The following is a 24,624-nucleotide window of genomic DNA, read 5'->3' as shown; positions in this document are numbered from 1 at the left end:
CACGGCAGAGGGCAACTCTTCAGGTCTCACGAATCCATCCCTGTCTGGTTGATGTAAAGAACCAGTGATCGATTCGCAAAGTAGTCCGGGACGCAGATGACCTTGATCACATGACGTAGCGTCACAAATACGGAAAGACACATTCCACACCCGGCGGCAAGCCACAGCGCTCCTGTGGACCTGCAAATCGGCCCAGTAGACGGAGGGATTGGAGCTCTGCAGCACGGCCTTCCCGGTGGCTGCGGGCGATCTGCGCGCTGCAGTCGCCAGCGGTGTCCGGCATGGGAGGCGTGGGCAGGACCCAAGTTGCCGTCGAGTACGTGTACCGCTTTCTGCTCAACTACGAGGCAATGTGCGTGGTCCCAGCCCTCGACGGACCGGGCCGTCCCCCGGACTACAGGCAGCCAGCGCACCAGCCCGGTGCGCACGGCCGCCCCGTCCTCGCTCTCCGGGCGGCCAGGCCTCTCCGGGCCGGTGAGGTCCCGGGCATGAGCGAGCAGGCGATCCTGATGCAGGGTCCGGCGGCCGGCCGGGTCGTCGAGGTAGAGCCGAACGGGACGGGTGGCCCGCGGACCCCTTGGTAGCGGGTCGCCGTCGCCGAGTGGCTCAGGCCGCTGGGGCCTGAGCCGGAGGTCTACCTACGGACGTTCTGGAACTGGAACCACGACGAACCGGCGAAGGACTACGTGGGGCGCTGGTGCTTCATGTGGCGCGACCCGCGCAACCCGAACCGTCACAGCTGAGGCCGACACCGTCTCCTGTCCCCTCGTTGACCCGGCGTGCCACCCACGCACCTTGCATCCCGGATAACTCACGCCGCCCCCGGCGTCAAAAACCTCGCAGCGGAGGCCGCCGACGCCGCCTGCGCGCTCGCCGATGCGGCTGGCCCCGCCGCGTGGAACCTCGCGGCTGCCGAGGAGGCGGCGGAAGCCATAACACCCTGCCAGTGATCCACTGACGCAAGCGCCTGCGGCCAGGGAACAGGAAGGGGTACGACGGCCGTCGACCACACCGCGATCTGGTAGCAACCGGCGGCCCCGGCACTCTCCTTCTGAAGGCGGGAAAGCCCGGGGCCCGCGCCGGAGGTGGGCGTTCGTGCCAGGACCCGTTCACGCTGCGGACTGGGCGAGCAGCCGTTCCATGAGGACCTGGTACCGCTCCAGGCCCCCCGGGAGAGCGAGGTAGCGGACAACGCTGATGGCAATCGCGGCCTCGCCGCCCGCCCCGAAGGCCGGGACGAAGCCCCCGGCGCGGCCCCACTCGTCCCACATCTCGTTGGCCATCAGCGTTCGGAGGATCTCCGGCTTGTCCGGCACCCGCTGCATCAGCAGGATCAGGGTCCCGCTCCCCTTGGTACAGGCGCGCATCGCGGCGCACAGCATCCGGTCGTCGGCGACCTGGACGGCGAGGATCAGGCCGCGCAGGCCGCACGCCATGGGGGACTGGGCGAGCAGGTCGACGCCGGCGAGGTCGGCGTCAAGGTGGGCGCTGCGGATCCGCTCGATCATCTCGGCGTTCTCGGGTGAGGCGGCCTCCCATGCCTCGCGGACCGCTGTGGCAGGTCCGACACGCATGACCTTCGTCGGTGACCGGTCGTTTCAGGCGTGCCAGAACTCGCTGCGAGGAGGAGACGTGCTGGAGGCGTCCGGGCTGGGGAGAGTTGCCCACTCATACGTGCCCAGCGCGTAAAGCGTGTTGCATAAGGCCGTGAACTGGGCATCTCCGCTGTATGGCTGGGGTGTTGAAGGCTGAACGGGTGTCGGTGGAGACGTTCACGGGGCTGAGGATGACCCCCTGACCATGCGGCAGCTGGGCCCGCTGTTCGGTGTCTCGTCGTCAACGGTGTGCAGGATGATCCAAAGGCTCGGACCGTTGCTCGCGCTGGAGCCCGTCGCCCGCCCGGCTGATACCGCTGACCGGTTGTGGATCGTGGACGGCACTTCTGGTCCCGGTCTGCGACCGGCACGTCGGTGCGTCCAGCCGCAACTACCGGTTCCCCGCGAACGTGCAGGTCATAGTGGACGCCGATACCCGCCTCGTGATTGCGGCGGCCCGTCCGATGCCCGGCACCACCGCGGATGCCCACGTCTGGCGTGCCTCCGGCCTGGCCAAGCACTGCCAGGACGTGACCGTCCTCGGCGACGGAGACTACCTCAACTGCGGGATGGTCGTGCCGCACCGTAAACGCCCCGCCGGCCCCTGCTCCCGGGCAAGGAGGACGACAACGCGGCCCACCGCAAGGTCCGGGCCCGAGTAGAGCATGTGATCGGCCGAATGGAGAAACTACAAGATTCTTCGTGACTGCCGGCAGCGCGGCGAAGGCCTCCATCACGCGGTCCAGGCCGTGGTCCACATGCACAACCTAGCACTCGCATCATGACCAGAAGAATGCGATCACAGGCCCTGACCTGCCCGAACACGGCCTTGTGCGACACGCTTTAGTGCACCGGAGCTGGCGGGTGTCCGTGAACACTGTCACAAAGCTGATGGCCGAGCTCGGACCGGCCGGAAGATCAAACGCCACCGGTCGCTGACCAGACTGGACAGGAGGCACACCAAGGGTACGACCGCAGCCACCCAGCCTCGCTGGCCCCTCAGAACTGCGGTCCAGCATGCACCAGGGAATTCCTGGCCTCAGGCTGCTCGCGGCCGCACGACGTCCGTCCCGCAGGTCGGCGGGGTATTCCTCGCCGACCGGCACAAACCTGCGCGCAGGCCTGGGTCCTTCCCCTCGGGGCAGGGCCCAGGCCCGCATACGTCGGGGACAGCATCGGCAGTAACTCCCGGACCAGTAGGGCCAGTTGGCCGTGTAGATTCCCTTCCCGGGCCCGGGCGGCTGAGACACGCGCCGCCTTCTGTGGGTCCGTCGTCTGTTGCTGCGACCGGTGCATGGGGGTGGGCTGCGTGAAGCGGCGTCTGGTGTGGGGTGCGGTTGCGGTGGCGACTGCGGTGTCGGCGGGGGTGGTCGTCGTCCAGGTACAGGACGCTGCCGGCTCGAAGTCCGAGGCGAAGGGGCTGGGGAAGCCGGTCGTCACCCATGTCCGGTCGACCGCTCTGGGCGCCGATGGCACCGGCCGGGTCTCGCTGAGCCGGCGTGATGTCGAACCGTTCAGCATGCTGAGGCTGTCGTGGGACGCCCCCGGGGCGCGTCTACGCGGTGCGGTCGAGGCCCGGGTCCATGGCGTGGGGACGGGGAAGTGGTCCTCCTGGGTGACGCTGGAACTGGACGGCGGAGGCGGGGAGGACGCGGCGCGCGAGGGGATGCGCGGGGCCACGGAGGCGGCTTGGTTCGGCCCGTCGGACGGGGTGGAGATAAAGGTCGCCGCCGGCGGCACGCCGCCCGCCGGGCTGCGGCTGGACGTGGTCGATCCCGGTGCCTCCCCCCGCACGGGAATGGAGGCGGCGGCCTACGTGATGGAGGGGGAGAGCCCCGAGCCCGGTGACACCCCCACCAGCCCTGACGCGTCCTCGACTGCCCCGGTGGAAACGCCCGAGCCCACAGCCACACCGTCCGCGCCTGAGGACGAGACCTCGGCCACCCCCGCGCCCACCGGCACCGAGGCCTCCCCGGAGGTCAGTTCGACTCCGCCGACGTCGGCAGCGCCCTCGGCGTCGCAGACGCCCACGGCGTCGCCGAGCACGACGGCAGGACCTGTGTCCACCGTGCCGCAGCCCCCCGTCGTGAGCCGGGCAGCCTGGGGGGCGGACGAGTCCCTCAACACCGAGGCCCCCGACTACGGCACGGCCGTGAACGCCGTGTTCATTCACCACACCGCCCAGACCAACACGTATTCCTGCTCCGACTCCGCGGCCATCGTCCGGGGCCTGCGCGCTCTCCACCTGAATCAGGGCTGGAAGGACGTCGGCTACAACTTCGTCGTCGACAAGTGCGGCACGATCTTCGAGGGCCGCAAGGGCGGCATCGACCGGCCGGTGATCGGTGCGCAGGCCGAGGGGTTCAACGTCAACACCACGGGCATCGCCGTGATCGGCACCTACACGAGTGCGGACGCCCCCAGCGCGGCGAAAGCCGCCTTGGCCCGTCTGGCGGCCTGGAAGCTCGGCCAGTACAGGGCGGATCCCCTGGGGAAGGTGACGCTGACGGCCACCAAGGCCAACGGCAAGTTCGCACTCGGGCAGTCCGCCGTCTTCAATCGGATCTCCGGCCACCGCGACGCCTACGCGACGGAGTGCCCGGGGACGGTCCTGTACAACCAGCTGCCGACCCTGCGCGCCTGGGCCGCCGGTCCCGTCGCCGGACTCGCCGTCAAGTCGGTCACCGGCGCGAGCCTGTCGGGGAGCACCTATCTGACCAAGGGGGCCATCACCGTCAACTGGGCCGCCAGCACGCCGTCTTCCCTCATCACGAAGTACGAGGTCCTCGTCGACGGCAAGAGCGCCGCCGCCAAGACCGGGACCGCGACCTCCGCAGCCGTCACCCTCGCGGCAGGCAGCCACACCGTGCAGGTCCGCGCGACCCACCAGTCCGGAAAGACCACCACCTCGGCCGGCCTCGCGGTGACGGCGGAGACCACCCCGCCCGTGTTCGGCACCAAGCCGACGCTGTCCCTTCGTACGGGAACCGTCGACACCGCCGCTGTGCCGGTCACGCTCGCCTGGAAGGCCACCGACACCGCAGGCTTGAAGGAGGTCCGGCTGACCGCCCCCGTGGCGAAGACCTACGGTCCCACCACGACGAGCGCCTCGCTCACCGCCAAGTCCGGCGCGTCCACCGCCTTCAGCCTCACCGCACAGGACCTCGCGGGCAACACCGCAGCCGCTTCGACGTCGGGCACCGCGGTGATCGTCCAGGAGACGGCCGCCACCAGGACCGGCACCTGGACCAAGAAGGCCTCCAGCAGTTACCTCGGCGGCGCCTCGCTCAGCAGTTCCACGAAGAACGCCTCACTGAGCTGGACGTTCACCGGCCGCTCGGTGTCCTGGATCGTCTCGCGTGCCGCGACCTCGGGACAGGCCGTCATCTACGTGGACGGAACCAAGACCGCGACCGTCGACCTGAAGTCGACCACCACGGCCTACCGCAACGCCCTGTGGACCAAGAGCTGGTCCTCCGCCGGCAAGCACACCGTCAAGATCGTCGTCTCCGCGACGAGCGGGCGTCCCACGATCACCACCGACGGCATCGCCTACCTGCGGTAGGAGCCTGAAAAACGCAGCCGCACTCACCCGGAGGTCACTTCAGCGCCGTGTCTCAGAACAGCGGCCCGGCAGCGCGTTGACCAGACCAGCAGGGCTCACGCCACCAGGCGTTGTATGCACTGGCCCGCGCGGGTTCCTCGCGCGCCGGAATTGGCCTGGTGTCGGGGACCGCGTGCAAGAAGGAAGGACATCGCAGTCTCCGGGATCCCGGCCCGCTGGTACCGTCGCTCGTATGGAGCAGAACGGACGCCAGGTACCGCCCTTCGAGCCGGACGAGTACGCGCGGGTCGAAGCGGCCGCCGGCATCGTCGGCAAGTCCCCCGAGGACTTCGTGCGCGACGCGGCGCTCGCGGCCGCCGACGACCCGTTCCTCAAGGCCCTCGGCCAGGCCCGCGACCGCGTCCCGCAGCTCGCCGAGGTCTTCACCGCACAGGACGCCCGTGCCGCCGACACCGGCACGGCCTCCTGGCCCGACCCGGCGCCGATGGGCAGCCGCGACCTGCACCGCGCCCGGCACGGTCACGCCGCGTGACACGGTTCCTCACTCCGCAAGAACTCCTGCAGATCGCCCAGACCCTCCCCGGGGACCCCGCCTGCCTGGACCTGGGCGTGCTGGACGCCGTCTGCGCCCGCGTCCAGGCCCACTACATGGGCCGCGACGTGTACGCGAGCGACTGGCTCAAGGCTGCGGCCATGCTTGAGTCCATCGCACTGCACGAACCGCTCGAGGCGAGGAACGATTTCTTCGCCTGGCTCGCCGCGGAAACCTTCCTCAACACCAACGGCCAGCACCTGTACTACGAGCCGAAGGAAGCTCTCGCGCTGGTCAGGCGCAGCAAGAACAAAAACGCCCGCGTCCAGGAGGTCGCCGCACAGCTGCGTGCCTGGTCCACCGGCTGAGGCTCCGGATCCGTGCCGTTGTCGGCGTTGAGCATCCTGATTACGGGCGTCGGCAGGATGGCCGGGCCACCGATATAGAAAGTGCTCGGCAGGGCCGGGCGCGTTCTGGCTGGCTCAGATTTCGATACGACGGTGCCACCAGGGCAGATGCTCTGGGGCGAAAGGGTCGTTAACCGTCCGGTTGAGGACGCGGGCGTCGACAGGGTCCAGCGCGGCTCGCAGCTCTCGTCGAGCCCGGGCCTGCAGGTTCCATGCCGCTACTTCAAGCAGTGTGCGGATATGCCCGGTTGGGACGTCCGAATATCCGTGGTGCCACTCTTCAGCCCCACGTGGTCGGCCGGCCCGCAGAGTCCAGCGTCGGAACGCGAGCGCGACGTCGCCTCTGGGCAGGCCGCGTTCGCGCTCGAACTGAAAAATCTGTCGGTTTGCCGATGCAGACAGCCCCGGTATGACGGTCCGTCTGGCGTGGCTTGTGTCCCGAAGCGGCAGCTGAGACCTGATCTCGCCCGGCGTCCGGCGAGGCATGTCGACTTCCTGAAGGGTTTGCTGGCAGGTGCCCGAAAGCTAACCCGGCAGGCAGCGATCCTCAAGGTCTTCGCCAGTGGCCGATCCATATGATCGTTTTTTCTTCAGGCATCCCGAGTGGGCGGGTGAGGCGCTCATCGTCCTGGCTGGCGACCTTGGTTGCTGCTGGTCAGCCGTCCGTACGGATCCCTTTGAACCCGGGCCCCAGTCCGCGCCGCCGCCGGGAACGCTGTGCGGAGCTCCATCGGCCCGGCGCTTCCACCGTGGCCGCTGTCTTTTCGTCGTCGGCCAGTCCGAGGTGGCGGCGTGCCGTCGGCGGTGGCGGCCATCACCGGTGCGAGGGCCGCCGCGACGTCCGGCCCGAGCGCGGACAGCGCCCCGGCGAGGGTGTCGATCGCGTCCAGAGCGTCGTCGGCGGCCGTCGCGCTCCAGCTCTCCGGCGCTGTGGTGTCGGCGAGATGGCAGGCGTTCTCGGCAGCCGCCTCGGCATGCTGCTCTATCCCGGGCATGGCTTTCGGCGACAGCTTCACACCCGTCCAACGCTTCCCGGGTGGAAAAGATCACCGACTGCGCCCGGGCCGTCTGCTGGAGAGTGTCACCGTGCCCGGATGACCTCGATGACCGTATCCGGGCAGCCGTCGAGAACTTGGGTGAGCGAGGCCTGTTCGGTGAGGTCGACGGCGAGGCCCCATCGGGTTTTGACGGCGATCCAGTCGGTGGCGTATGTGCAGCGGTAGCCCTCTGCGGGCGGCTGCCAGGTGGCCGGGTCCTGGTCGGACTTGGAGCGGTTGCTGGCGGCGGAGACCGCGATCAGAGAGCGGGGGTCGTCGAGGTCGTTGGCGTAGGCCTGGCGTTCTGCGGGGGTCCAGGCGGAGGCGCCGGAGTCCCAGGACTTGGCGAGGGGGACCAGGTGGTCGATGTCGAGGGCGCGGGCCTGGGTGAAGGCGGTGTCGTCGTACGGCGAGAACCAGGCGCCGCCGTTCAGCGTGCAGTCGGGGCCTTGCTCCGGGGCGGTGACGGCTTCCTCGATGAGGACCTCGGCCCTGGTGCTGCAGCCGTCGCGGTCGGCGTCGATCCAGTGGCGGAACAGGGCGCGGCTGTAGCCGGTGCGGTCTTCGTCCTGGACGGTGAGCGCGGCCAGGGCGTCGCGGACCGGCAGGGTGACGGTGTCGCCGGGGGCGTACCGCTGCGGTGCAAAGGCCGGCACGGGGGTGTGGGCTTCGGCGGTGGTGGGGGCGAGCAGGGCGGCCGCCGCGACCGCGGTGCGAGTGCGCACAGGGGTCCCTTTCCGGAGATCACAGACCGTCGGTGATCTTCGTAGCGGTTCCTGCGCATGCCGCGCCCAGCCGGGGGGTGTCCTGTCACCCGCTCGGGCGTTAAGTCACATGATCGCCCTCCGGGCGGGCCCGGTCGGGCGAAAGACGGAACACCGGCCGTTGCGGGGAACTCTGTCTCCCGGACGGCCCGCGGGGTGCGGTGGCGGGCGGGCTCGCCGTGAACCGCTGCCGGACACAGCGGCGTACGGCGCCCTCGCGCCGAGAACGCCGCGCGGGGCCGGCACGGAGACAGCTGGAACAGCGAAGGGACGAACGAGGTGCGGGCGGAGAAGATCCTTGACGCGCTTGAGGCAGTGCTGGCGTGCGAGGAGAAGCTCGAACACGGCTGGGTGCTGGACACAGTGGCGGAGCCGCTGCTCCCCAGCGTGCGCGGCCTCGCCGAACGGGGCCTGGTAGAGAGGGCGGACCGGGAGACGCGCGCGGAGCTGTCGGCGTGGGAGGGCGGTGCGGTGGGCTGGGCGGTACGGCTGTCGGCGGCCGGGCACGACCTGCTCGCCTACGCCCGCAACCGTCCGGACCCGGCAGCGTCCCGGCTCGAGCCGGGGCAGCGACTGGTGGAGCTGCTGCCGTCACAGATGGCGGTGCTGCAGGTGTTCGTCGGCACGGCCGGCCAGCTGAGGACGCCGCCGGCGCCGGGTCTCGCCCAGCAGGTGTGGGCGGCGGTGCGCGACGGGGGCCGGTGGCGGCTGTATCTGACGCGGGAGCAGATGGAGTCGGCCGCCTACGGGTTCTGGCTGCACAGGCTGTCAGGGTCCGCTTCGGAGGCCAACCGGTTCAGCCGCGAGTACGCCGTCACGCACCGCCCCAGTGCGTTGCCCCTCACGTCCGCCCACACGCCAAAAGATCACTATCGGTAATGCTTTGGGGTTGCACCCAACCCTGCATGTCCCGTGTTCGAAAGCCCCGGCAGCCGTCGGGGCTTTACCTGTATCCGGAGGTCCTCGTGCCAAATCTTGCGTCTGCCGTACCCGCCTACGTTCTGCTCGCCGCGCTCTCGGTCATCGTCGTGCTGCTCACCGTGGTCGCCGTCGTGGCGCGGGCGGTGGTGGCGAAGGCCCGGCCCGAGGACTTACCGCACATCTTTCCGGGCCTGGGTCAGGTCCTGGCGGCGCTGGCCCTGTTCCTGCCCTGGGGGCGCGGGGCCAGAGTGCGGCAGCGCCGGTCCCCGCACGGTCCGAGCGCAGAGGAGGCCGGCGGGGGGATGAGTCTGGTCAGGCCGCCGGTGGCTGGCTGGAGGGGGCGGCCTGGTCGGCGGGCTGGTCCAACTGCTGCTGGCGGCGGCGCTGTTCGTTGCGGTGGTCCTCGACCCGCCGGGTGAACAGCTTCAGCGCCTCCGCTTCCCGCTCCTCGCCGAACTCGTTGTACGGGCCGATGCCGAGCCGGACGGCGTTGGCCTCCTCCTCGATGGCGTCGGCGGTCTGCTGGAGGAAGTAGCTGCGCTCGCGGAACTTGTAGTAGCCGGTGAACATCGCGGCTACGGTGATGGCGAAGCTGATGACGGTCAGGGTGACGCTCTGCCAGGTCAGTTCCCTACCGGTGTCCAGGGCCGCGATCGTGGTCGTGGAGGCGGAGCCGATCATGATGAGGGTCTGCAGGCTGTTGTGGATCCGCCGGTACTTGCGGCTGTCGGCCTGGTACTGCTCGATCGCGGTCGTGACTTCCTCGCGGTAGAGCTTGCGCCGGTCGTCCACGTCCGGGTTGCTCTTGGCCTTCTGCTTCCACAGCGACTCCTGCGCGGAGGCGAGCTGCGCCTGGAGGCGCTGGAGGGTGGGCAGGTCCCGCCCGGCGAAGTGCACGCCGACCAGCGCCAGCAGGGACATCAGGAGCAGGCTGCCGCAGATCAGGTCGCCCAGGACGAACCGTGCCGGGTCGCCCGTGGTGAGCCAGGCGATGCCTGTGCCGATGACGGCGGTGAGTAAGGACAGCCAGCTGACGGCCGCCCCGGCGCGCCAGACGCGGTCCAGCCGCCGGCGTCGGGCGAGCTTCTCCTGTGCGTCGATGACGAGGTTGGTGGTCACCACGTAGATCCGTTCGTCGGCGTCCCGCTGGCGGGCGAGCCACAGTTCGTTGGCGTCCTGGATGCGGCGGGTCGCGTCGTCGTCAAAGTCGCGTGCCACGGGCTCAGCGGGCGAACGCTTCGGTCAGGCTGATGCGGTACCCGTCCTCTTCCATCAGCACGACGGTGACGCCGAACGGGTCGGGGTGGTCCAGCTCGATGGGGGTGAGGGAGAAGTTCGCCGCGGCCTGGATGGGCGGCACCAGTTCGCCGCCAGGCTGCGGCGCGGGGGCCGGCCTCCAGTCGGGGGCGACCGACGCCCAGCCTTCGTCGCTGCGGGACAGGAACTGCTCGGTGTAGGGGAACTGGTGCAGGACGTGTCCGTCTCGGGTGGCGAGCACCATGTTGAGGCACGGCGCCGGACCGACGATCGGCTGCTTGCAGGCGGTGGCTGCGTCCTGGCTCTCCCAGGCGAGGACGACCTCGTCCGCGCCGGCCGCGGCGGCGATGTTCGCGAGTTCGGCGATCCCGGCGAGCGCGTCCTGGCCGACCTTGAGTGGGCGGACCCAGATCCGACCGACCAGCTCGCCGCGCACCAGCGGCATCATGAGCGGGCGCGGCACGACCCCCTCGCCCAGCGAGGCGGTGTACGTCTCCTTCGCGACGCTGACCAGCCAGTCCCACGTCCGCGCGTCCACGGAAGCCCCCTATCTCAGCTGTTTGTGATCGCAGCTGACCCTGCCACGCGGAGTGATGCGGTGTCAGGGCGATGATCGGCCAGCCCTTCAAGCGGCGTGTGCTGGGCTGGGCTGGTGAAAGGGGAGCGCCGCCAGACAGTGCGATGTGACGTGAATCACAACGGGTGTCGGGAAATTGAGTGCCGGATCAGCTCTCTCCCGCCGCAGGTAAGTGAACAGACTTACCCAAGCAACAAAGGAGGCCCGAGATGCCTGCGGTTTCAACGCCGGACTCGGCACCCGAGGATGCCGCTCATCGGCGGCCTGCTGCAGAGCCGTCCGCCGCAACAGGAGCGCTGCTCGTTCCCTCAGCGGAAGGATGTGGATCGCCCGACAATGTGGCGCTCGATGAGTCGGGCGACACCGGACTCGCAGCGCCGATGGACGGGCCCGGCCTGGAGCACTGCGTCTTCCCGCCACTTGACGACGCCGTGATGAACTCCGGCAGCCTGGTTGATGTCGTGGACACGGCCGCCTTCTGGTCCAGCGTCAGTGACTCTTTCCAGTCGCTGGTCGGTCTCAGCTCGATGCTCAGCGAATTCACCAAGCGGGCGAACTTCGGCCTCGCCCCGGCTCTCGTCGGCATCGAGCTGGCAGGTTCCCGGCTGCCCAAGGTCGGCCAGTCGCTGCTGGACGGACTGGGGGCCCGCAACGCCGCGCTGTCGGCGCTGGCTGGCGTGCAGCCCCAGATCCTCTCGCTGTCCGAGACCGTGAGCTCGGCACTGCCCTCCGTCGTGAACACCCTGGGGCGGCTGGACGGACTCAACCCGGCCAGGGCGGCCTTGTCCGTAATCGAGCCGCAGGTCAACAGCCTGGCAAGCGTGCTGGGATCGGCTGCCCGCCTGACGTCGATGGCTGACGCCTTCCACCCGCTGGTTGGCCTCGGCGACCTCGGTCGGCAGTCGCACTGCGGCCTGGCCCCGGTGTTCGAAGGTCTCCCGGCTCTGATTCCCCGGCTGCCCAGTCTGGCGAAGGTGGCAGAAACGCTCGCACCGTGCTTCGCCATCCAGGTGGGAGCGCCGCGGATGATGCAAGAGGTCCTGCGCACCCTGCCGCCGATGACAGACCTCATCGGCGGCCATATGGCCGACCTCTTCGCCGGAGTCCGGTCTGTCGCCGACTGGGCGAAGCGGCTGAGGCCGTCTGTCCTTGCCGAGGCCCGCTACGCCTTCGACGCGTACATGACGGGCGACACGGAGCCGATGAAGGACTTCCTGCGCCGCTGCCTGCGTCTGTGGCCGGTGCTGGAGGACCACTGCCAGGCCCTGGCTGTGGCGATGTTCGAGCGCGCGTGGGAGCAGGAGGCCGACCTCACCGACGATCAGTCGGTGCGCAGGGTCCTGGTCCGGTACGCCAGCCAGGGCTGCGACTCCGAGCGCGATCACCAGATCCGCGGCGCCTCGATCGGTCACATCCCGGAGGGCTGGGAGCAGCGGGACACCGGTCCCGGGCCGGAGGATCTGGTGATCCCCCGTCTCGTTCCTTGGGCCCAGCAGTTCGAAACCGCTCCGGTGCGCTACGTGGCGGGACAGCTCAGCGAGCAGGAACAAGCCCTGGTCCGTGCCTGGTCGGAGCACCACCCCATGACATGGCCCAAAGCGTCGGATCTGGTGCAGCAGGATGAGGTGCAAGGAGAGCGGGCCCGACGCAAACTGCACCGCCTCGGCAAAGAGTGGCGCAGGCGCGAGAACAGCCGTCAGGAGCTTCCGTGAGTGCGCCGTCCGACCGATCGCAGGAGCCGCTGGTGACGGTGCGTGCCGCGGTCATCTTGATGCTGGGCACGCAGATCGCCGTGGCCGCCGGCGTGCTGACTGTGCTGGCGGGGAACGCATGGGCTGTCGCAGTACTGGCTGCCGGGGGCGCCTTCGCTGGCACGGTCGCCTTCGCACGGTCCGTGATCGGCTGAACCGGCCCGGGCGGGCAGGACCCCCGGGCCCACGCCGTGGTCACAGTGAAGTACGCAGGGCGTCGCGGTCGGCGGTGACCAGGCCTCGGCATCGCCGCCGCGGGTGTTCTCGCGTGACCGGGCGATCGCCGCGATCGCCTGGCCCTGCTCCCTGCCGTACGTCCTTCGACTCCTGGGGTCACCCTCGGCACCGTCGGCGTTCGCTGCCCCGACTGCTCGACGCAGTACTGGCACTCGGAGGCGTTGCGGCTGCCACTCCCCGAACGGCGGGCGGCATGAAACGAAGTGAGGACGGAGTGATCTAGGAAGTGAAGAACGCCCCATTCGGTGTAACGTCGTCCAACCGGGCGGGTGACTGGAGTTGACCGGACGGTAACGATCGACAGAGCAAGCCCCCGGAGGCCGTCACCACCGGGGGCCGCGACCAGAGGAGTTCGGACCTCCAGTGGTGCTAGCCCACCGTGACGCGGCCGCCGGCCTTCCGGCGCTGTCCAAGGCACTGCCATGATCAGCCTTGCCGCACCTGCCCGCTTCGGCCAGCTGCCCAAGCTGCACGTCTACGTGGACGAGACAGGCGACCGCGGCTTCAGCGAGGCCAGCAGAGCACAGTCGCCGTTCTTCGCCATGACCGCTCTCCTGGTCCCTCAGGAAGACGAGTGGATGGTGAAGCTGACTGCTGGCGGCCTGCGTGCACTCGTACACGGCGCGGAACCCCAGCGAATTCTCAAGCCGATCCACTGGGTTGAGCACTTTAAGGCGAAGCGAATAGACCGTCGTCGGCAGGCGGCCCAAGCGCTCGCCCTCATGCCCAACGCGATGGTCATCCACGTCATCGCCCACAAGGACACCGTGAATGCCGACGCCGGCATGCGGCAGGACAAAGGCGTGTTCTACAACTACACAACCCGCCTGCTGCTCGAGCGCATCGCCTTCGCAGCCAGCTACTGGCCTGGCGGTTCACGTCTAGCGATCGTGCGCCTCGGAACCGTCAAGCACATGGACCACACCACCACGGCGGACTACCTCAATTACGTGCGCCAAACAGCCGGTCTCACCAGCTACCAGGTCCCCTGGAACTTCATCAAGTGGCCGCTCATCTGGGAAAGCACCCAGCGCGACGGCATCCAGCTGGCCGACATCCATGCCGGAATCCTGAACAGTGCACTCAGCGGAGACCCGCAGGACCGGGCCTGCGCCGACAACCTGCTCCTCGTTGGCCACCAGCTCCGGAGGGCGGGGAACGGCTCGCCGCTCGGCTACGGCGTCAAAATCATCGGAGACGACAGCTTCGTCACCGGGCGCGTCTGGTGGCCTGAGTGGCGGGCAGGCTGACAGCAAAAAGCCCCCTGGGGGACTCCCGGGGGCCACAGCCACCTCAACGGGTGGAGGGATCCAGTTCCCTGGTTCCGGCCTTTGCCCCGGCAGCCCACCAAGGGGCTCCTGCAGCGTTTCGACAAGAAGAAGTATACCAGCTTTAGCCCTTATTCAACCCGGCTTGGATATGGGCTAAAGCTTGCGGGGTGCGGATAACCAGCAGGTCAAAGCAGGTACAGCGGTCGCAGGCGCCTCTATCACCCTCTCTGGCGGGACTGCCCTCTTTGGGCTGTCACGCCACCGCCAGCGCAGGTCCCGACCGCCTCCGGTCGGGACCTGCGCTGGCGGCCTCCACCGGACGCGCGACACCGCCAGCGGCCACGGGTCACTGCCTGGTGCGCATGTGGCGGCGGCGGGCGGTGACCAGGGCCCGCCATCGCTGGCGGGTAGCTGGCTCGCTGTCGACCCACCGAGCGCCGGATAGATGAGCTGGAGCCACGCCGGCCATGAAGGCGGCGATGTCGCTGTAGTAGGCGAAGTCACCGCCGTGGGTGTTCTCGCGCAGCCGGGCGATCGACGCGGCCACCTGGTCCTGGTCGTCGCGGACAGCGTGGTGGAAGGCGAGAGCGAGGTCCAGGGCGAGCTCGGCGTACGTCACGCCCGCCGTACGGATCTCGGCGCGCAGCACCTGGGCGCGGTCGTCGACGTCGGCGTCGGTGCGGCCGGCGTCGCGGGCGAGCGCCGCGATATAGGTGATCAGGGTGGTGGCGCGCAGATCCACGCCGGCCAGAAGCTGCTCAGCGAGGGCGAGCTCGGAGTCCGCGACGACCGGGTCGGCGAAGGCCAGAGCGAAGGCGCGGTGCGCCTGGCTGTTGCCGCGCTCACCGGTGACACCGTGTTGTTCGGCTTCGTCGCGTGCTGCGGCGTACGCGGCGGCAGCGCGGTCCATGGCGCCGTGGGGCCACCAGATGTCGCCTTCGACGCGGTGGTGGCGGCCTTCCCAGCCCAGGGTGCCGGCGGTGGCCAGCGCGGTGGGGAAGTCTCCGGCCATGCGGGCGAGATGGGCAAGTCCGCGGCGGGCGGCGGGGGCGAGGCGGCCCCGGCCGTCGGCGACGGCCTGCATACCCGCGCGGGAGGCCGGACTGTCCCCGAGGTCGCGGTGGGCCTTGGCCCGGTAGTACAAGGCCATGTGCTGGAGGTCGTCGGGGAGCAGGCGGCTGTCGATGACCGTGGTGAGACGGGTGACGGTGTGCGAGCGGTGCTGGTGCTGGCGGCGGGCGAGCGCGCTGAGGAGTTCGACCAAGGCGTCGGCGGCGGTGTCCAGCCCTGCGTCGTCGGTGTCGGGTGGGGCGAGGGGCTCCCACACGGAGTCGCCGACGTAGGTCCAGGCCGCGGGGGTGAGCCAGTCGAGGTCCAGGCGGTGGTCGCGGGCCAGGCGCAGGCCCTGGCGCAGGAAGGCGATCAGCAGAAGCCGGTCCGGTCCGGCTGCGGCTTGGTGCTGCTCGCCCAGGGCGGTGAAGGCGCGGCAGGCAGCCTGCTGCCAGTCCCGGTCGGTCCAGCGGTCGTCCGTGGTGTCTTGGGCGTTGCGTACGGCGGAGCGGATCAGGCCGTGAAGGTGGAAGGGCCACAGGCCGAACGGGTTCTCGCGGACGAAGGGCCGCTCGGTCAGCCGCTGGGCGGGGCCTTCGTGGGCGAGGCCGGCGGCGCGGGTGGCGAGGGGAACGTCGAAGGCGTCCAGGAGGCTTACCGAGCGCAGGACGTGGCGTTCGTCGGGGGTGAGGTCGATCAGGGTGCGGGAGACCAGGGCGGGGAAGTCGTGGTCGAAGTCGGCCGGCCCTGGGGTGCGGCCGGTGCGGCGCAGTTCCAGGAACCGGGCGACGGACAGATCGAGGTAGAGGGGCAGGCCGTGCGAGCGGGCGGTGATGACCTGCCGGACGGGCTCGCCGATCAGGGGCTGGCCGTCGCGGGTGAGGCGGCGGGCGAGGTAGTCGTCGCAGTCCTCAGAGGAGAAGTCGCCGACCAGCACCTGTCCGACGGTGCCGGCCCGGTCGGGATCGCGGGCGGCGGGCACGGTGGTGGGGGCGAGGTGAGGCCAGGCAGCGGGTCCGGTGTAGTCGAGCTGGCCCTGCAGCGCGGGGTCGGCCCACTGCAGGCGGGAACGGCCGGTGATCACCCAGAAGACGTTCGGCATCAGCCACACCGTCCGCTGGATCAGCCGTTCCAGGTCACGCCGGGTGCGGTCGCCGATGTCCTCGAGCGTGTCGAGCAACACGACCGGCACGACCTTCTTGCCCTCCGGGAGACGGGCGAGCTCCCACGCCAGCAGGTGCGGATAGAACGAGAGGGCGTCCAGGTCGGGTTCGGCCTCCAGCAGGTCGGCCAGCCGGGTGCAGCCGGCCAACGCCCGTACGGTCCGGCGGTGTTCGCGCAGCGCACCGATCAGGGCTCCGGTGACCTGGCCGACGACCGAGCCGACGGTGCCGGGCAGCATGAGCGCCTGGGCGACGTCGGCGAGCGCGGACTGCATCTGCTGTGGCAGTGCCTGCCCGAACCGGGAGCCGAGGCCGCCGCGGCGCAGGTACTCCTCCAGCGGCTCGCCGGGGTGGTTGGCCTCCCAGTAGCGGCGCAGCGCCAGATCGAAGGCGGGCAGGGGGCGCCCAATCCGGGTGAGGGAGGCCCGGACGGTCAGCACGATCTGCTCGAAGTCGGTGCCGGCGGACCGCGCGAGGTCGATGCGTACGGGCAGGAGCCGGTCGGCCGGCCAGCTCGGTGCGCCCCACTGGGAAGGCCTGCGGCCGGCGTCGGCGAGCGCGGCCTCCAGCGTCCTCGACAAGGTGGTCTTGCCGATCCCACCGACGCCGTGGAAGACCAGCACATTGGTGCGGGGCGCCTCGAGGTCCTCGGCGTCGAAAGCGGGGGAGGCGACGTGCTGAAGGTGGGCGGTGAGCGCGGCAACGACCGTCTCCCATTGCGCGGCACGGTTCGTGAACGCCTCATCTGCCTGCACACTGCAGTCGTTCGTACTGAACAGGGCCCTGAGATCCCGGCCTGCCACACCCACCCCCGAATGATGATCACCTGCGGGCTCCAACCTATGCCCGCCGCATGCCGGTTGGGGAGCCCGCCTGCTCCGGGGCAGCAGCCTGCGGCCGGCCACGGGGGTACGGCATTCTTCAGCGATGAAGCCCGATCCCGAGCCCTGGTACAGCACCACCCTCAACGTCTGGCAGGTGGCCGGAGTCCTGGTCGCCACCTGGACCCTCACCAAAACGCTGACCGAGGGATGGCGTCGCACCGTCGGCCGCCGACGCTATGTCACCACCCGCCTCCGCAAGATAACCCCGGGCGTGCGGCACGGCATCGTCGACTCCCTGCTTGGCAAGCCGAGGTGGGAGTCGACGATGCCGTGCACGCGGATCGCCCCGGACGAGCAGCCCGAAGGAACCGATGACGGGGAGCGGAAGGTCGAGCTCGCCGTCCGGACCTGGCTCCTGTCGAAGCTGTGCTACCTGGTCACCTGGTGTGAGGAAGACATCGTGGTGATGTACGGGATCACCACGACCAGCTGGTGGTTCCGGCCCTGGGTGCGGGTTAACGAAGCACGGATCCGACTGGGAAAGAGCACCTTCGCGGCTCTCCCCGACGACAGCACCGTCAACCATCGGGCCTGGCTCGGCAACCGCCGCTACGGCTACTTCGAGGAACACTACTTCGGCAACATCGGCGGCTACCGCTCGTGGTACGTGGGCGTCAACGATTTCGGCTCCAACGCCTTCCCCGTCGCTGACGACTGGTTCGACGACTCGGACATCCGTCACACACTGCTGCTGCCCAAGCCCCGTGAGCAGTACCGGGCGAGCGCGCCGATCAACACGGTCGTCGTCAGCGGCATCGCTCTGTACGAGGAAGTCCAGGAGGGCACGTTCTTCGGTCTCTCCCTGGGTGTCAACCAGGACCTGGTCCGCCTGGCCGATCCTGAGTACCACGTCCTCGACAGCCGGATCGGCCGTGTTCACCGGCGGATCCGAACCTGGCGCGGGGCCTGGAGGTACCGCCTCTCGGAGAAGCGGCAGCAGGGCCGCAGACCGTGGTGGCCGAGGCCTCTGAGGCGGAGGGGACAATAACCGCCCAATCAAGATCAAAAGGAGTTTGCCATGCCCGGTACACCAGATGAGCCCGACTTCTCCGGCCTGGGCGGGGGCGAGGATCAGCAGGCGGACGACATCGTGCGGGAGGTGATGGGCTGGTACAACGCTCAGATCATCGCGGAACGCCGCGCACCGGTGCCCGACGATGAACGGATCGAGGCGCTGCAGGCCGGCCGTGAGGCCGCGCTCGCTGATCAGGCGCAGCTGGCGACCGCCGCCCCGGAGGAGGCGGTCCGGATCGCCGCCGTCTACGCGGCCCGGCTGAAGGAGCTCAAGGAGCCGTAGCCGGTGGGCTGCCGCCGTACGGGCAGGGGCCAGACGGGCGGGTGCGGCCGGTCGATGCGGGCCGGCTGCATGTGAGGCGGCATCAGGGGCCGGGCGAGCGCGGCGATGTCGTCGAGTTCGCCGCGGTGGCGGGGCAGCGCCCGGCGCAGCGCGTGGTGGAGCTGGAGGAACGCCATGGCCTCCTGTTCTGTGTATGGGCGGAGCCGTTCCGCGGCGAGCGCCCACGATGCCCGGCCTGCGCCGTCGGCTTCCTGGCGCAGCAGGGCCTGCCCGTCACGGCGGATCACGGTGACGGCCGCGATCTGCGGGTGCCGCTCGGCGACGGCGACGACATCGGCAAGTGCCCGGAAGCAGGTGTCGTGCCCGGAGCGCGTGGTGAACCGGCCGGTGCCGCCGATCTGCAGCGCCCGGGCGTACCGCAGCGCGGTTGCGAGACGGCTGTCGGCTGCACGCACGGCCAGGACGACGAGCTCCACCGGATAGCCGTCGGCCGCGAAGGGCACTGCGGTGTCGAGGAACTCCTGCACGCTGCCGGGGGCGGCCTCGATCAGGACGTCGCCGCGGCGACGGCGTACGTACGCCTCGGCCCGGGAGAACCAGGCGCGGTAGTCGGTACGGATTGCCGCCCCGGCGCTGCGGGGATCGTCGCGCAGCAGCGGGAAGTAGTCAGGGTGCGAGGCCTTGAAGTCGTCGCCGACCAGCCGGGTCGTACCGGTCCGCATCGCGCGCCGGACCATCCTGGCGGCCCGCATCTTGCCCGCCCCGGGCTGTCCCAGGACGTACACGGCGCGCGGGTCGTCCCGGGGCGTGACGCCTGCCAGGACCGTCGGAGTGATCAGTTCGTCGAAGATCCAGCGGTGTTCGTCGGCCGACAGCCGGTGGAAGGCGACCCCGGGCGGTGAGGTGGTGGGCTGGGCGATGCGGCGCACCGGCTCGGACCAGGCGGCCGCACGTTCGCCGTCGCGCTGTACAGCCAGGCGCCTGTCCTCTTCGGTCAGCTCGGTGTGCACACGCCGGTCGGCGCGGGCCAGTTCACGGCGGAATGCGGCAGTCTCGGGGGCGGTCCACGGCCGCGCCCGTTCCACCCGCACCGCGCGGTCCGCCGCGGGGCGGCGACGCCAATCGCCGTCGGGCGTGAGCTCGTTGGCGTACAGCAGAGTGCCGTCGCGCCGTACGACGGTGACGCGGTCAGCGAGCGGTTCGGCTTCGATGACGGCCAGGGTGTTCAGCAGGTTCTTCGCGCAGCTGTCGTGGTTCTCCCAGGACACGTACCGGCCTCTGGCGGCAGCCTCGGTAAGAAAGCGGTCCACGATGCCCAGCTGGCTCAGGGCTTCCGACGTGGCCACGGCGACGACCTCGATCCGGTGGCCGGCCGCGCGGTAGGCGGTGGAGGAGTTGCGGAAGTCGTCCGGGTCGGAGAGCGCCGACTCCACCACGGCGTCGAAGCCCATCTCGCGGACGTGGGCTTCGACGGCGGCCTGCCACTGCGCAGTGTCTGGGCGGACCAGGGCTCCGGCCGTACGGACGTCGGCCGCTAGGGCGTGGGCGTAGTGACGGTGGACCGGCTTGTACAGGTCCCGGCCGACCCGCACCGCGCCACCACGCCGGTCCAGCACCGCCTGGACGAGGTCGGCGATCCACGTCTTACCGGCGCCTGGCTGTCCGGCGACGACGACCACGACCGGCCGGGGCTGGGCGACGGCGTCTTGAGTCGCAGCCGGAAGGATCACGCGGTGCAGCACATCGAAGCTTTCCTGCTCGGAGAGCACCACCGAGCCCCCATCTCGTCCTGGCACCACGCCTCCTGTCTCCCGCCCCGCACTGCGCGATCAACGTAACATCATGAGCGATTTATGCGCGAATCAATGAGCGATCCAATGCGCGATTGGTGTAGGGTGTCTAGTGGAGGTGAGCTCTGTGCCCACTGAGAACGAGCTGCTCAGCAACGTGGACGCGTTGCTGGAACAGGTCGCCCAAGACGACCTGCCGCCGCCTGCCGAGCGCAGGCGTCTACGCGAGGCTGCCGGGCTGAGCCAGGCCCAGGTCGCGAAGGCTCTCGACACACGCCGTGAGGCGGTCGGGAACTGGGAGGCCGGCCGGACCGAACCGCGGCCGCCGCAGCGCGCCGCCTACGCGAAGCTCCTGGAGAAGCTGGCCGAACGCTTCCCCGCCCCCGACGGCGAGGCGCCTGGCGAACCTGCCGTGCCGGAGGCGTTCGCTGCCGTGCCCGCCCCGGCTGTCCCGGCTCCGTCGGCTCCGGCCGCCGCGCAGGCGCCCGCCCGTCCGGCGGCGAGCACCACCAGGCCGGCCACGTCGTCGCGGCGCCCGGGTGCGAAGAAGGCTGCGGCGAAGAAGACCACCACGGCGGCCGCCGTGGACCCGCGCTTCGAGAACGGCCCGCTCGCCGTTGTCGACTGCGAGGACGGGCAGGTGTCGGCGTACTGCGTCGGCGGCCTGGTCCTGGACGTGCCCGCCAAGTCGCTGCCCGCGCTGGTCGACTGGACGCTTGCCGAGGCGAAGCTCGGTCAGGCGCGGCTGCACCGCAACGGCCGTGACGCCGACCCCGTCCTGGTCCTCACACCCGCCGCGCTGGAGCGCTACGGCCTGCCCGCCGCCCTGTCGGATGAGGAGCGGCGCGCGGGCCGGCTCCCGGACAGCCACAAGGTGGTCAAGCAGATCAAGAAGGCTGAACTGCAGCTCACCCAGCGCGGGTTCGGGCCGTGGGCGCGTGTCTACCGCGATCCCGAGGGCTCCAAGCGGCGCTGCGTGCAGCTGTGCATCCCGTCCTGGAACGCGCTGGACGCGCGGGAGTGGGACGACAAGAACGACCCGAAGATCCCGACCATGCACCCCGCGGACCTCGCCCGGTACCTGGGCATGTACGCGCAGCTGGTGACGACGCCGCGCGGCACCGTGTCGACCACCGGCCTCGAGCTGATGACCGCCCTGCGCCCGCCGACGCGTGCGGAGAAGGACGAGGCCACCGGCGCGTTCAAGCCCGCGAAGAACGCGGACGCGCTGACGGCGGTGTACGAGCACGTGGAGTGCGAAGTCCCGGACGAGCACCCGCTCCTCAAGGGCAAGTACGAGCGCCACCACCTGCGCACCCCGGACCAGATGCTGATGGAGGAGCCGTACGACTGGTGCCGGGATCTGACCGATGACGAGTGCATGAAGCCGTACCTGGTGGTGATCGACGTGAACCTCGCGTTCGCGGCGGCCGTCAACGGCCTCACCGTCGGCCTGGGACGCCCCACCCGCCTCGATCGTCCGGCGTTCGACCCGAAGCTGCCCGGCTCGTGGCTGGTCGACCTGAGCCACGTCGACCTGTCCAGCGTGCAGATCAACGGCCGTACGGTCGACGGCGACCGGCTGCCCAGCCCGTTCACGCCGACGGGCGAGCGGCCGACCGGCCCGGCCTGGTACGCGACGCCGACCGTGGCGTACGCGGTGGAGCTCGGCTTCGAGGTCACGCCGATCGAGGCGCACGTGCGCATGGAGAACGGCCGCTACCTGGACCCCTGGTACAACCGGCTGCGCGACGCGTACGTGACGGTGATGGAGGAACTGGGCGTCACCACCGCGATGGGCGGCCAAGAGTTCCTGGACGCGATGGCCCGCTCCAAGCAGGTGGACCCGACGCTGGCGCTGCTGGTGAAGGCGATCAAGGCGACCGCGAAGGGCGGCATCGGCAAGCTGAGGCAGCGCAACCGGGGCCAGGTGCCGTACTACGAGCCGTGGCCGGCGCTGAAGCGGGAGACGTGGCGCCCCGACATCCGGGCCGCCGCCCTCGCCAACTTCCGGGTCGGCATCCACCGCAAGCTGATGAAGACCGCCGCCGCGGCCGACCTCTACCCGGTCGCCATCGGCACCGACGCCATCGTCTACCCCTCCACCGGCCCCAGCCCGCTGGACGTCCTGCCGTACACGGACGAGGGCAAGCCCGCACCCGGCACGTTCCGGCTCGGGATCTCGCCGGGCATGGTCAAGCACCAGGGCACCCAGACCGTGCTGTGGGCGGAAGCCCAGTTCGAGGAGCACGGCGGCGTGTTCAACCTGTCCAACCTCATCAAGAACGACCCGACCGCCGGAGAAGGGGAGTAGCCGACCATGGCCGACTCGCTCGGGGACAGCCTGGACCAGGCGCTGGAAGGGGCGTTCACCCGCCGCATCCCGCAGAGCGCCCAGGCGCAGATGAAGTACCTGGTCAAGCAGCTCAAGGGCACCAAGGCAGCCGCGCAGGCGCTCGGGGTGTCTCAGCGCACCGTGGAGCGCTACGTCGCGGGCAAGTTCAAGCGGCCCCGCCGCGACCTGCGCGACCGCATAGAACGTGAGGTCAAGAAGCGGTGGCAGCCGCAGATCCGGGCGAAGGCCAAGAAGCGGGCCGCGAGCACCGGCGGCCTGGTCGTCTCCACCCGGGCCCGCTTCGGCTTCACGGCCGCGCCGGGCACGACCGACGACGCCCGGATCCGCGACATCACACAGGCCCTGCCGCCGCGCTGGGCAGACCGCCTCTTCGAGGCCCGCGACGGCGGAGCCAACGAGCAGCAGCTCCAGCGCATCGCAGCCGAGGGCCTGGCGGAGATGTACTTCCGGAACAACAACACCCGCGCCCACGGTCTGGGCGTGGAGTTCACCGACATGGAGCACATCCAGATCGAGCTGTAGTTGAGCCCGCCAATACGCCTCGTCCCCGGCATTTGAGACTGAGCGCTGCACTTGGCGAGTGAGCACTTGAGTTGGCGGGCGGAGTGGCAGACCTGGCGGGCCACGCGTTGAACAGGGCCGGCGGGTGATCCCGCTACCGTGGTCGGTGGGCGGCGATCAAGCTGTCAGTGTCTGTCTGAGGTTCCCCCGACATGCGGAAGGTTGCCGTTCACAACCTGATGGGCCGCGAGAAGGGAGCCTTGTGTGATGGCTGCACCGATGAAGTACCCGCCCGAGTTGCGACGGCGTGCGGTTCAGATGTAGCGCGCAGCGGACCCGACGAAGCCCGTGATCCGCCGGATGGCCGGAGAGCTCGGAGTGCACCCGGAGGCCCTGCGGAACTGGATCCGTCAGGACGAAGCCGACCACGGCGAGCGTGACGACCGGCTGACCACCAGCGAGAAGCAGGAGCCGGCCGCCCTGCGGAAGGAGAACGCCGACCTGCGGCGTTCATGCGAGATCCTCAAGGCCGCCTCGGCATTTTTCGCCCAGGAGCTCGACCCGACCCGGCGACACCACTGAAGCTCATCGACGAGCACCAGGACCGCTTCGGGGCCGAGCCCGTCCTCCGGGAACTGCACATCCCCGCCTCCACCTACTACCGCTGGCGCCGCGCTGAATCCTGCAACCACAAGCTCCGAGCCGAGCTGACTGAGCGGTCACGCGGCAGCTTGACGGCCCGGCATGGACGATGCATTGCCTCGTCCTCGGCCATGCAATGGCGGATAACGTTGGGCCGCATGGCCGTGGTGTTAGAACGCCTAACACAATGAGGTGGATCGGTCCTGGTGACCGTGTCCGGTCGGGGAGTTCGGCGTTGTCTGGGCCATGGGGGCTTCGCCGTGGATCGTATCGGATGACCTTTGGGAGCGGGTCGAGCCGCTCCTGCCGAAGCGGGAGAGACGGTTCAGATACCCGGGCCGCAAGCCGGTCCCAGACCGGCAGGTGCTGTGCGGGATCCTGTTCGTGCTGCACACAGGCATCCAGTGGGAACACCTGCCCCAGCAGCTCGGCTTCGGGTCCGGTATGACGTGCTGGCGCCGACTGCGGGACTGGAACGAGGCCGGCGTCTGGCAACAGCTACACGAAGTACTGCTGGCCGAGCTGAACGCCGCTGCCCGCCTTGACTGGTCGAGAGCGGTCGTCGACTCCAGCCATGTCAGGGCGCTAAAAGGGGGCTGCAGACCGGCCCGTCGCCAGTCGACCGGGGACGGGCCGGCTCCAAGCACCACCTGATCACCGACGGGCACGGCACACCGCTCGCGGTCATCCTCACTGGCGGCAATCGGAACGACATCACCCAGCTCACGCCCCTGCTCGACGCCGTCCCGCCCGTCCGAGGCAGGCCCGGACGGCCCCGTCGCAAGCCCCAGTCGGTCTTCGCCGACCGAGGCTACGACCACGACATCTACCGAGACCAGGTCCGGGCCCGCCAGATCCTCCCCGTTATCGCCCGACGCGGCACACCCCACGGCAGCGGTCTGGGTGCATACCGATGGGTGGTCGAGCGCACCTTGTGCGCCACGAGGCGCCCTGTTTGTATCCCCGGCTGAGCCGGGAGGAACTCGGAAGGAGGTTTCTGGGCCGGATGACTTACCTGGATCCGAAA

At 69.8% G+C, this 24,624-nt stretch carries 20 protein-coding genes and 1 pseudogene; 14 read left to right on the top strand and 7 right to left on the bottom strand.

Annotation, left to right across the window (positions count from 1 at the left end; genetic code table 11):
- Positions 1–1,109 precede the first annotated feature (1,109 nt).
- Positions 1,110–1,574: a hypothetical protein gene (locus ACWCPF_RS43855; RefSeq protein WP_451050751.1), complete on the bottom strand. Its 465-nt coding sequence runs from the start codon at positions 1,572–1,574 to the stop codon at positions 1,110–1,112.
- A gap of 431 nt (positions 1,575–2,005) precedes the next feature.
- Between ACWCPF_RS43855 and ACWCPF_RS43850 the strand changes: the two genes are divergently transcribed.
- The 4 genes from ACWCPF_RS43850 to ACWCPF_RS43835 all read left to right on the top strand — a co-directional run bounded on the left by ACWCPF_RS43850 (position 2,006) and on the right by ACWCPF_RS43835 (position 6,060).
- Positions 2,006–2,257, top strand: coding sequence for a transposase family protein (locus tag ACWCPF_RS43850; protein WP_451050750.1), 252 nt, complete (start codon positions 2,006–2,008; stop codon positions 2,255–2,257).
- Positions 2,258–2,889: 632 nt separating this feature from the next.
- Positions 2,890–5,160, top strand: coding sequence for an N-acetylmuramoyl-L-alanine amidase (locus ACWCPF_RS43845; RefSeq protein WP_451050749.1), 2,271 nt, complete (start codon positions 2,890–2,892; stop codon positions 5,158–5,160).
- A 232-nt stretch (positions 5,161–5,392) separates the two neighbouring features.
- Positions 5,393–5,692 (top strand): hypothetical protein, encoded by a 300-nt coding sequence (locus tag ACWCPF_RS43840; RefSeq protein ID WP_451050748.1) that lies wholly within the window; start codon positions 5,393–5,395, stop codon positions 5,690–5,692.
- Entirely contained in the window at positions 5,689–6,060 is a 372-nt protein-coding gene (locus tag ACWCPF_RS43835) for a fic family toxin-antitoxin system, toxin component (protein ID WP_451050747.1), read from the top strand. Before ACWCPF_RS43840 ends, ACWCPF_RS43835 begins: the two co-directional genes overlap by 4 nt.
- A 659-nt stretch (positions 6,061–6,719) precedes the next feature.
- Here ACWCPF_RS43835 and ACWCPF_RS43830 read toward each other — a convergent pair.
- Positions 6,720–7,094: a hypothetical protein gene (locus ACWCPF_RS43830; protein WP_451050746.1), complete on the bottom strand. Its 375-nt coding sequence runs from the start codon at positions 7,092–7,094 to the stop codon at positions 6,720–6,722.
- Between the two features lie 86 nt (positions 7,095–7,180).
- On the bottom strand, positions 7,181–7,861 hold the full coding sequence (locus ACWCPF_RS43825; protein ID WP_451050745.1) for an HNH endonuclease family protein: 681 nt from the start codon (positions 7,859–7,861) through the stop codon (positions 7,181–7,183).
- A 318-nt stretch (positions 7,862–8,179) separates the two neighbouring features.
- On the opposite strand from ACWCPF_RS43825, the gene ACWCPF_RS43820 reads away from it, so the two are divergent.
- A complete protein-coding gene (locus ACWCPF_RS43820; RefSeq protein ID WP_451050744.1) occupies positions 8,180–8,779 on the top strand; it encodes a DUF6417 family protein in 600 nt (199 codons plus the stop codon).
- Positions 8,780–9,133: 354 nt separating this feature from the next.
- On the opposite strand, the gene ACWCPF_RS43815 is transcribed toward ACWCPF_RS43820, so the two are convergent.
- Positions 9,134–10,039, bottom strand: coding sequence for a DUF4231 domain-containing protein (locus ACWCPF_RS43815; RefSeq protein ID WP_451050743.1), 906 nt, complete (start codon positions 10,037–10,039; stop codon positions 9,134–9,136).
- Positions 10,040–10,043: 4 nt separating this feature from the next.
- Positions 10,044–10,616: a hypothetical protein gene (locus tag ACWCPF_RS43810; protein WP_451050742.1), complete on the bottom strand. Its 573-nt coding sequence runs from the start codon at positions 10,614–10,616 to the stop codon at positions 10,044–10,046.
- A 500-nt stretch (positions 10,617–11,116) separates the two neighbouring features.
- Between ACWCPF_RS43810 and ACWCPF_RS43805 the strand changes: the two genes are divergently transcribed.
- From ACWCPF_RS43805 to ACWCPF_RS43795, 3 genes are all read left to right on the top strand, one after another.
- Positions 11,117–12,367, top strand: coding sequence for a hypothetical protein (locus tag ACWCPF_RS43805; RefSeq protein ID WP_451050741.1), 1,251 nt, complete (start codon positions 11,117–11,119; stop codon positions 12,365–12,367).
- Positions 12,364–12,561: a hypothetical protein gene (locus ACWCPF_RS43800; RefSeq protein ID WP_451050740.1), complete on the top strand. Its 198-nt coding sequence runs from the start codon at positions 12,364–12,366 to the stop codon at positions 12,559–12,561. The genes ACWCPF_RS43805 and ACWCPF_RS43800 overlap by 4 nt, the downstream gene beginning before the upstream one ends.
- A 504-nt stretch (positions 12,562–13,065) precedes the next feature.
- Complete coding sequence (locus ACWCPF_RS43795) at positions 13,066–13,893, top strand: DUF3800 domain-containing protein (protein ID WP_451050739.1); 828 nt, start codon at positions 13,066–13,068, stop codon at positions 13,891–13,893.
- Between the two features lie 367 nt (positions 13,894–14,260).
- Here ACWCPF_RS43795 and ACWCPF_RS43790 read toward each other — a convergent pair whose 3' ends face one another.
- Positions 14,261–16,930 (bottom strand): ATP/GTP-binding protein, encoded by a 2,670-nt coding sequence (locus tag ACWCPF_RS43790; RefSeq protein ID WP_451050752.1) that lies wholly within the window; start codon positions 16,928–16,930, stop codon positions 14,261–14,263.
- 124 nt (positions 16,931–17,054) lie between these two features.
- On the opposite strand from ACWCPF_RS43790, the gene ACWCPF_RS43785 reads away from it, so the two are divergent.
- A complete protein-coding gene (locus ACWCPF_RS43785; RefSeq protein WP_451050738.1) occupies positions 17,055–17,999 on the top strand; it encodes an ETEC_3214 domain-containing protein in 945 nt (314 codons plus the stop codon).
- A 30-nt stretch (positions 18,000–18,029) separates the two neighbouring features.
- A complete protein-coding gene (locus ACWCPF_RS43780; RefSeq protein WP_451050737.1) occupies positions 18,030–18,308 on the top strand; it encodes a hypothetical protein in 279 nt (92 codons plus the stop codon).
- Here the strand turns inward: ACWCPF_RS43780 and ACWCPF_RS43775 are convergent.
- Complete coding sequence (locus ACWCPF_RS43775; protein ID WP_451050736.1) at positions 18,272–20,104, bottom strand: zeta toxin family protein; 1,833 nt, start codon at positions 20,102–20,104, stop codon at positions 18,272–18,274. The two genes, ACWCPF_RS43780 and ACWCPF_RS43775, sit on opposite strands and share 37 nt — an antisense overlap.
- Before the next feature lie 121 nt (positions 20,105–20,225).
- On the opposite strand from ACWCPF_RS43775, the gene tap reads away from it, so the two are divergent.
- The 4 genes and pseudogenes from tap to ACWCPF_RS43755 all read left to right on the top strand — a co-directional run.
- Positions 20,226–22,412 (top strand): telomere-associated protein Tap, encoded by a 2,187-nt coding sequence (gene tap, locus ACWCPF_RS43770; RefSeq protein WP_451050735.1) that lies wholly within the window; start codon positions 20,226–20,228, stop codon positions 22,410–22,412.
- 6 nt (positions 22,413–22,418) lie between these two features.
- Positions 22,419–22,976 (top strand): telomere-protecting terminal protein Tpg, encoded by a 558-nt coding sequence (tpg, locus tag ACWCPF_RS43765; protein WP_451050734.1) that lies wholly within the window; start codon positions 22,419–22,421, stop codon positions 22,974–22,976.
- A gap of 327 nt (positions 22,977–23,303) precedes the next feature.
- Positions 23,304–23,537 carry a transposase gene (locus ACWCPF_RS43760; protein WP_451050733.1) on the top strand — a complete coding sequence of 78 codons (234 nt, stop codon included), beginning with the start codon at positions 23,304–23,306 and terminating at the stop codon, positions 23,535–23,537.
- Positions 23,538–23,843: 306 nt separating this feature from the next.
- A pseudogene (locus tag ACWCPF_RS43755) lies at positions 23,844–24,529 on the top strand (IS5 family transposase); the annotation flags it as partial.
- Positions 24,530–24,624 lie beyond the last annotated feature (95 nt).

Source organism: Streptomyces sp. NPDC001858 (assembly GCF_053594615.1).
This window is presented reverse-complemented; position numbering and strand designations above follow the sequence as displayed.

Coding starts and splice junctions, on each gene's coding strand:
- ACWCPF_RS43855 (WP_451050751.1), bottom strand. CDS start 1,574: ATGCGTGTCGGACCTGCCACAGCGGTCCGCGAGGCATGGGAGGCCGCC.
- ACWCPF_RS43845 (WP_451050749.1), top strand. CDS start 2,890: ATGGGGGTGGGCTGCGTGAAGCGGCGTCTGGTGTGGGGTGCGGTTGCG.
- ACWCPF_RS43840 (WP_451050748.1), top strand. CDS start 5,393: ATGGAGCAGAACGGACGCCAGGTACCGCCCTTCGAGCCGGACGAGTAC.
- ACWCPF_RS43830 (WP_451050746.1), bottom strand. CDS start 7,094: ATGCCCGGGATAGAGCAGCATGCCGAGGCGGCTGCCGAGAACGCCTGC.
- ACWCPF_RS43795 (WP_451050739.1), top strand. CDS start 13,066: ATGATCAGCCTTGCCGCACCTGCCCGCTTCGGCCAGCTGCCCAAGCTG.
- ACWCPF_RS43785 (WP_451050738.1), top strand. CDS start 17,055: ATGAAGCCCGATCCCGAGCCCTGGTACAGCACCACCCTCAACGTCTGG.
- ACWCPF_RS43780 (WP_451050737.1), top strand. CDS start 18,030: ATGCCCGGTACACCAGATGAGCCCGACTTCTCCGGCCTGGGCGGGGGC.
- tpg (WP_451050734.1), top strand. CDS start 22,419: ATGGCCGACTCGCTCGGGGACAGCCTGGACCAGGCGCTGGAAGGGGCG.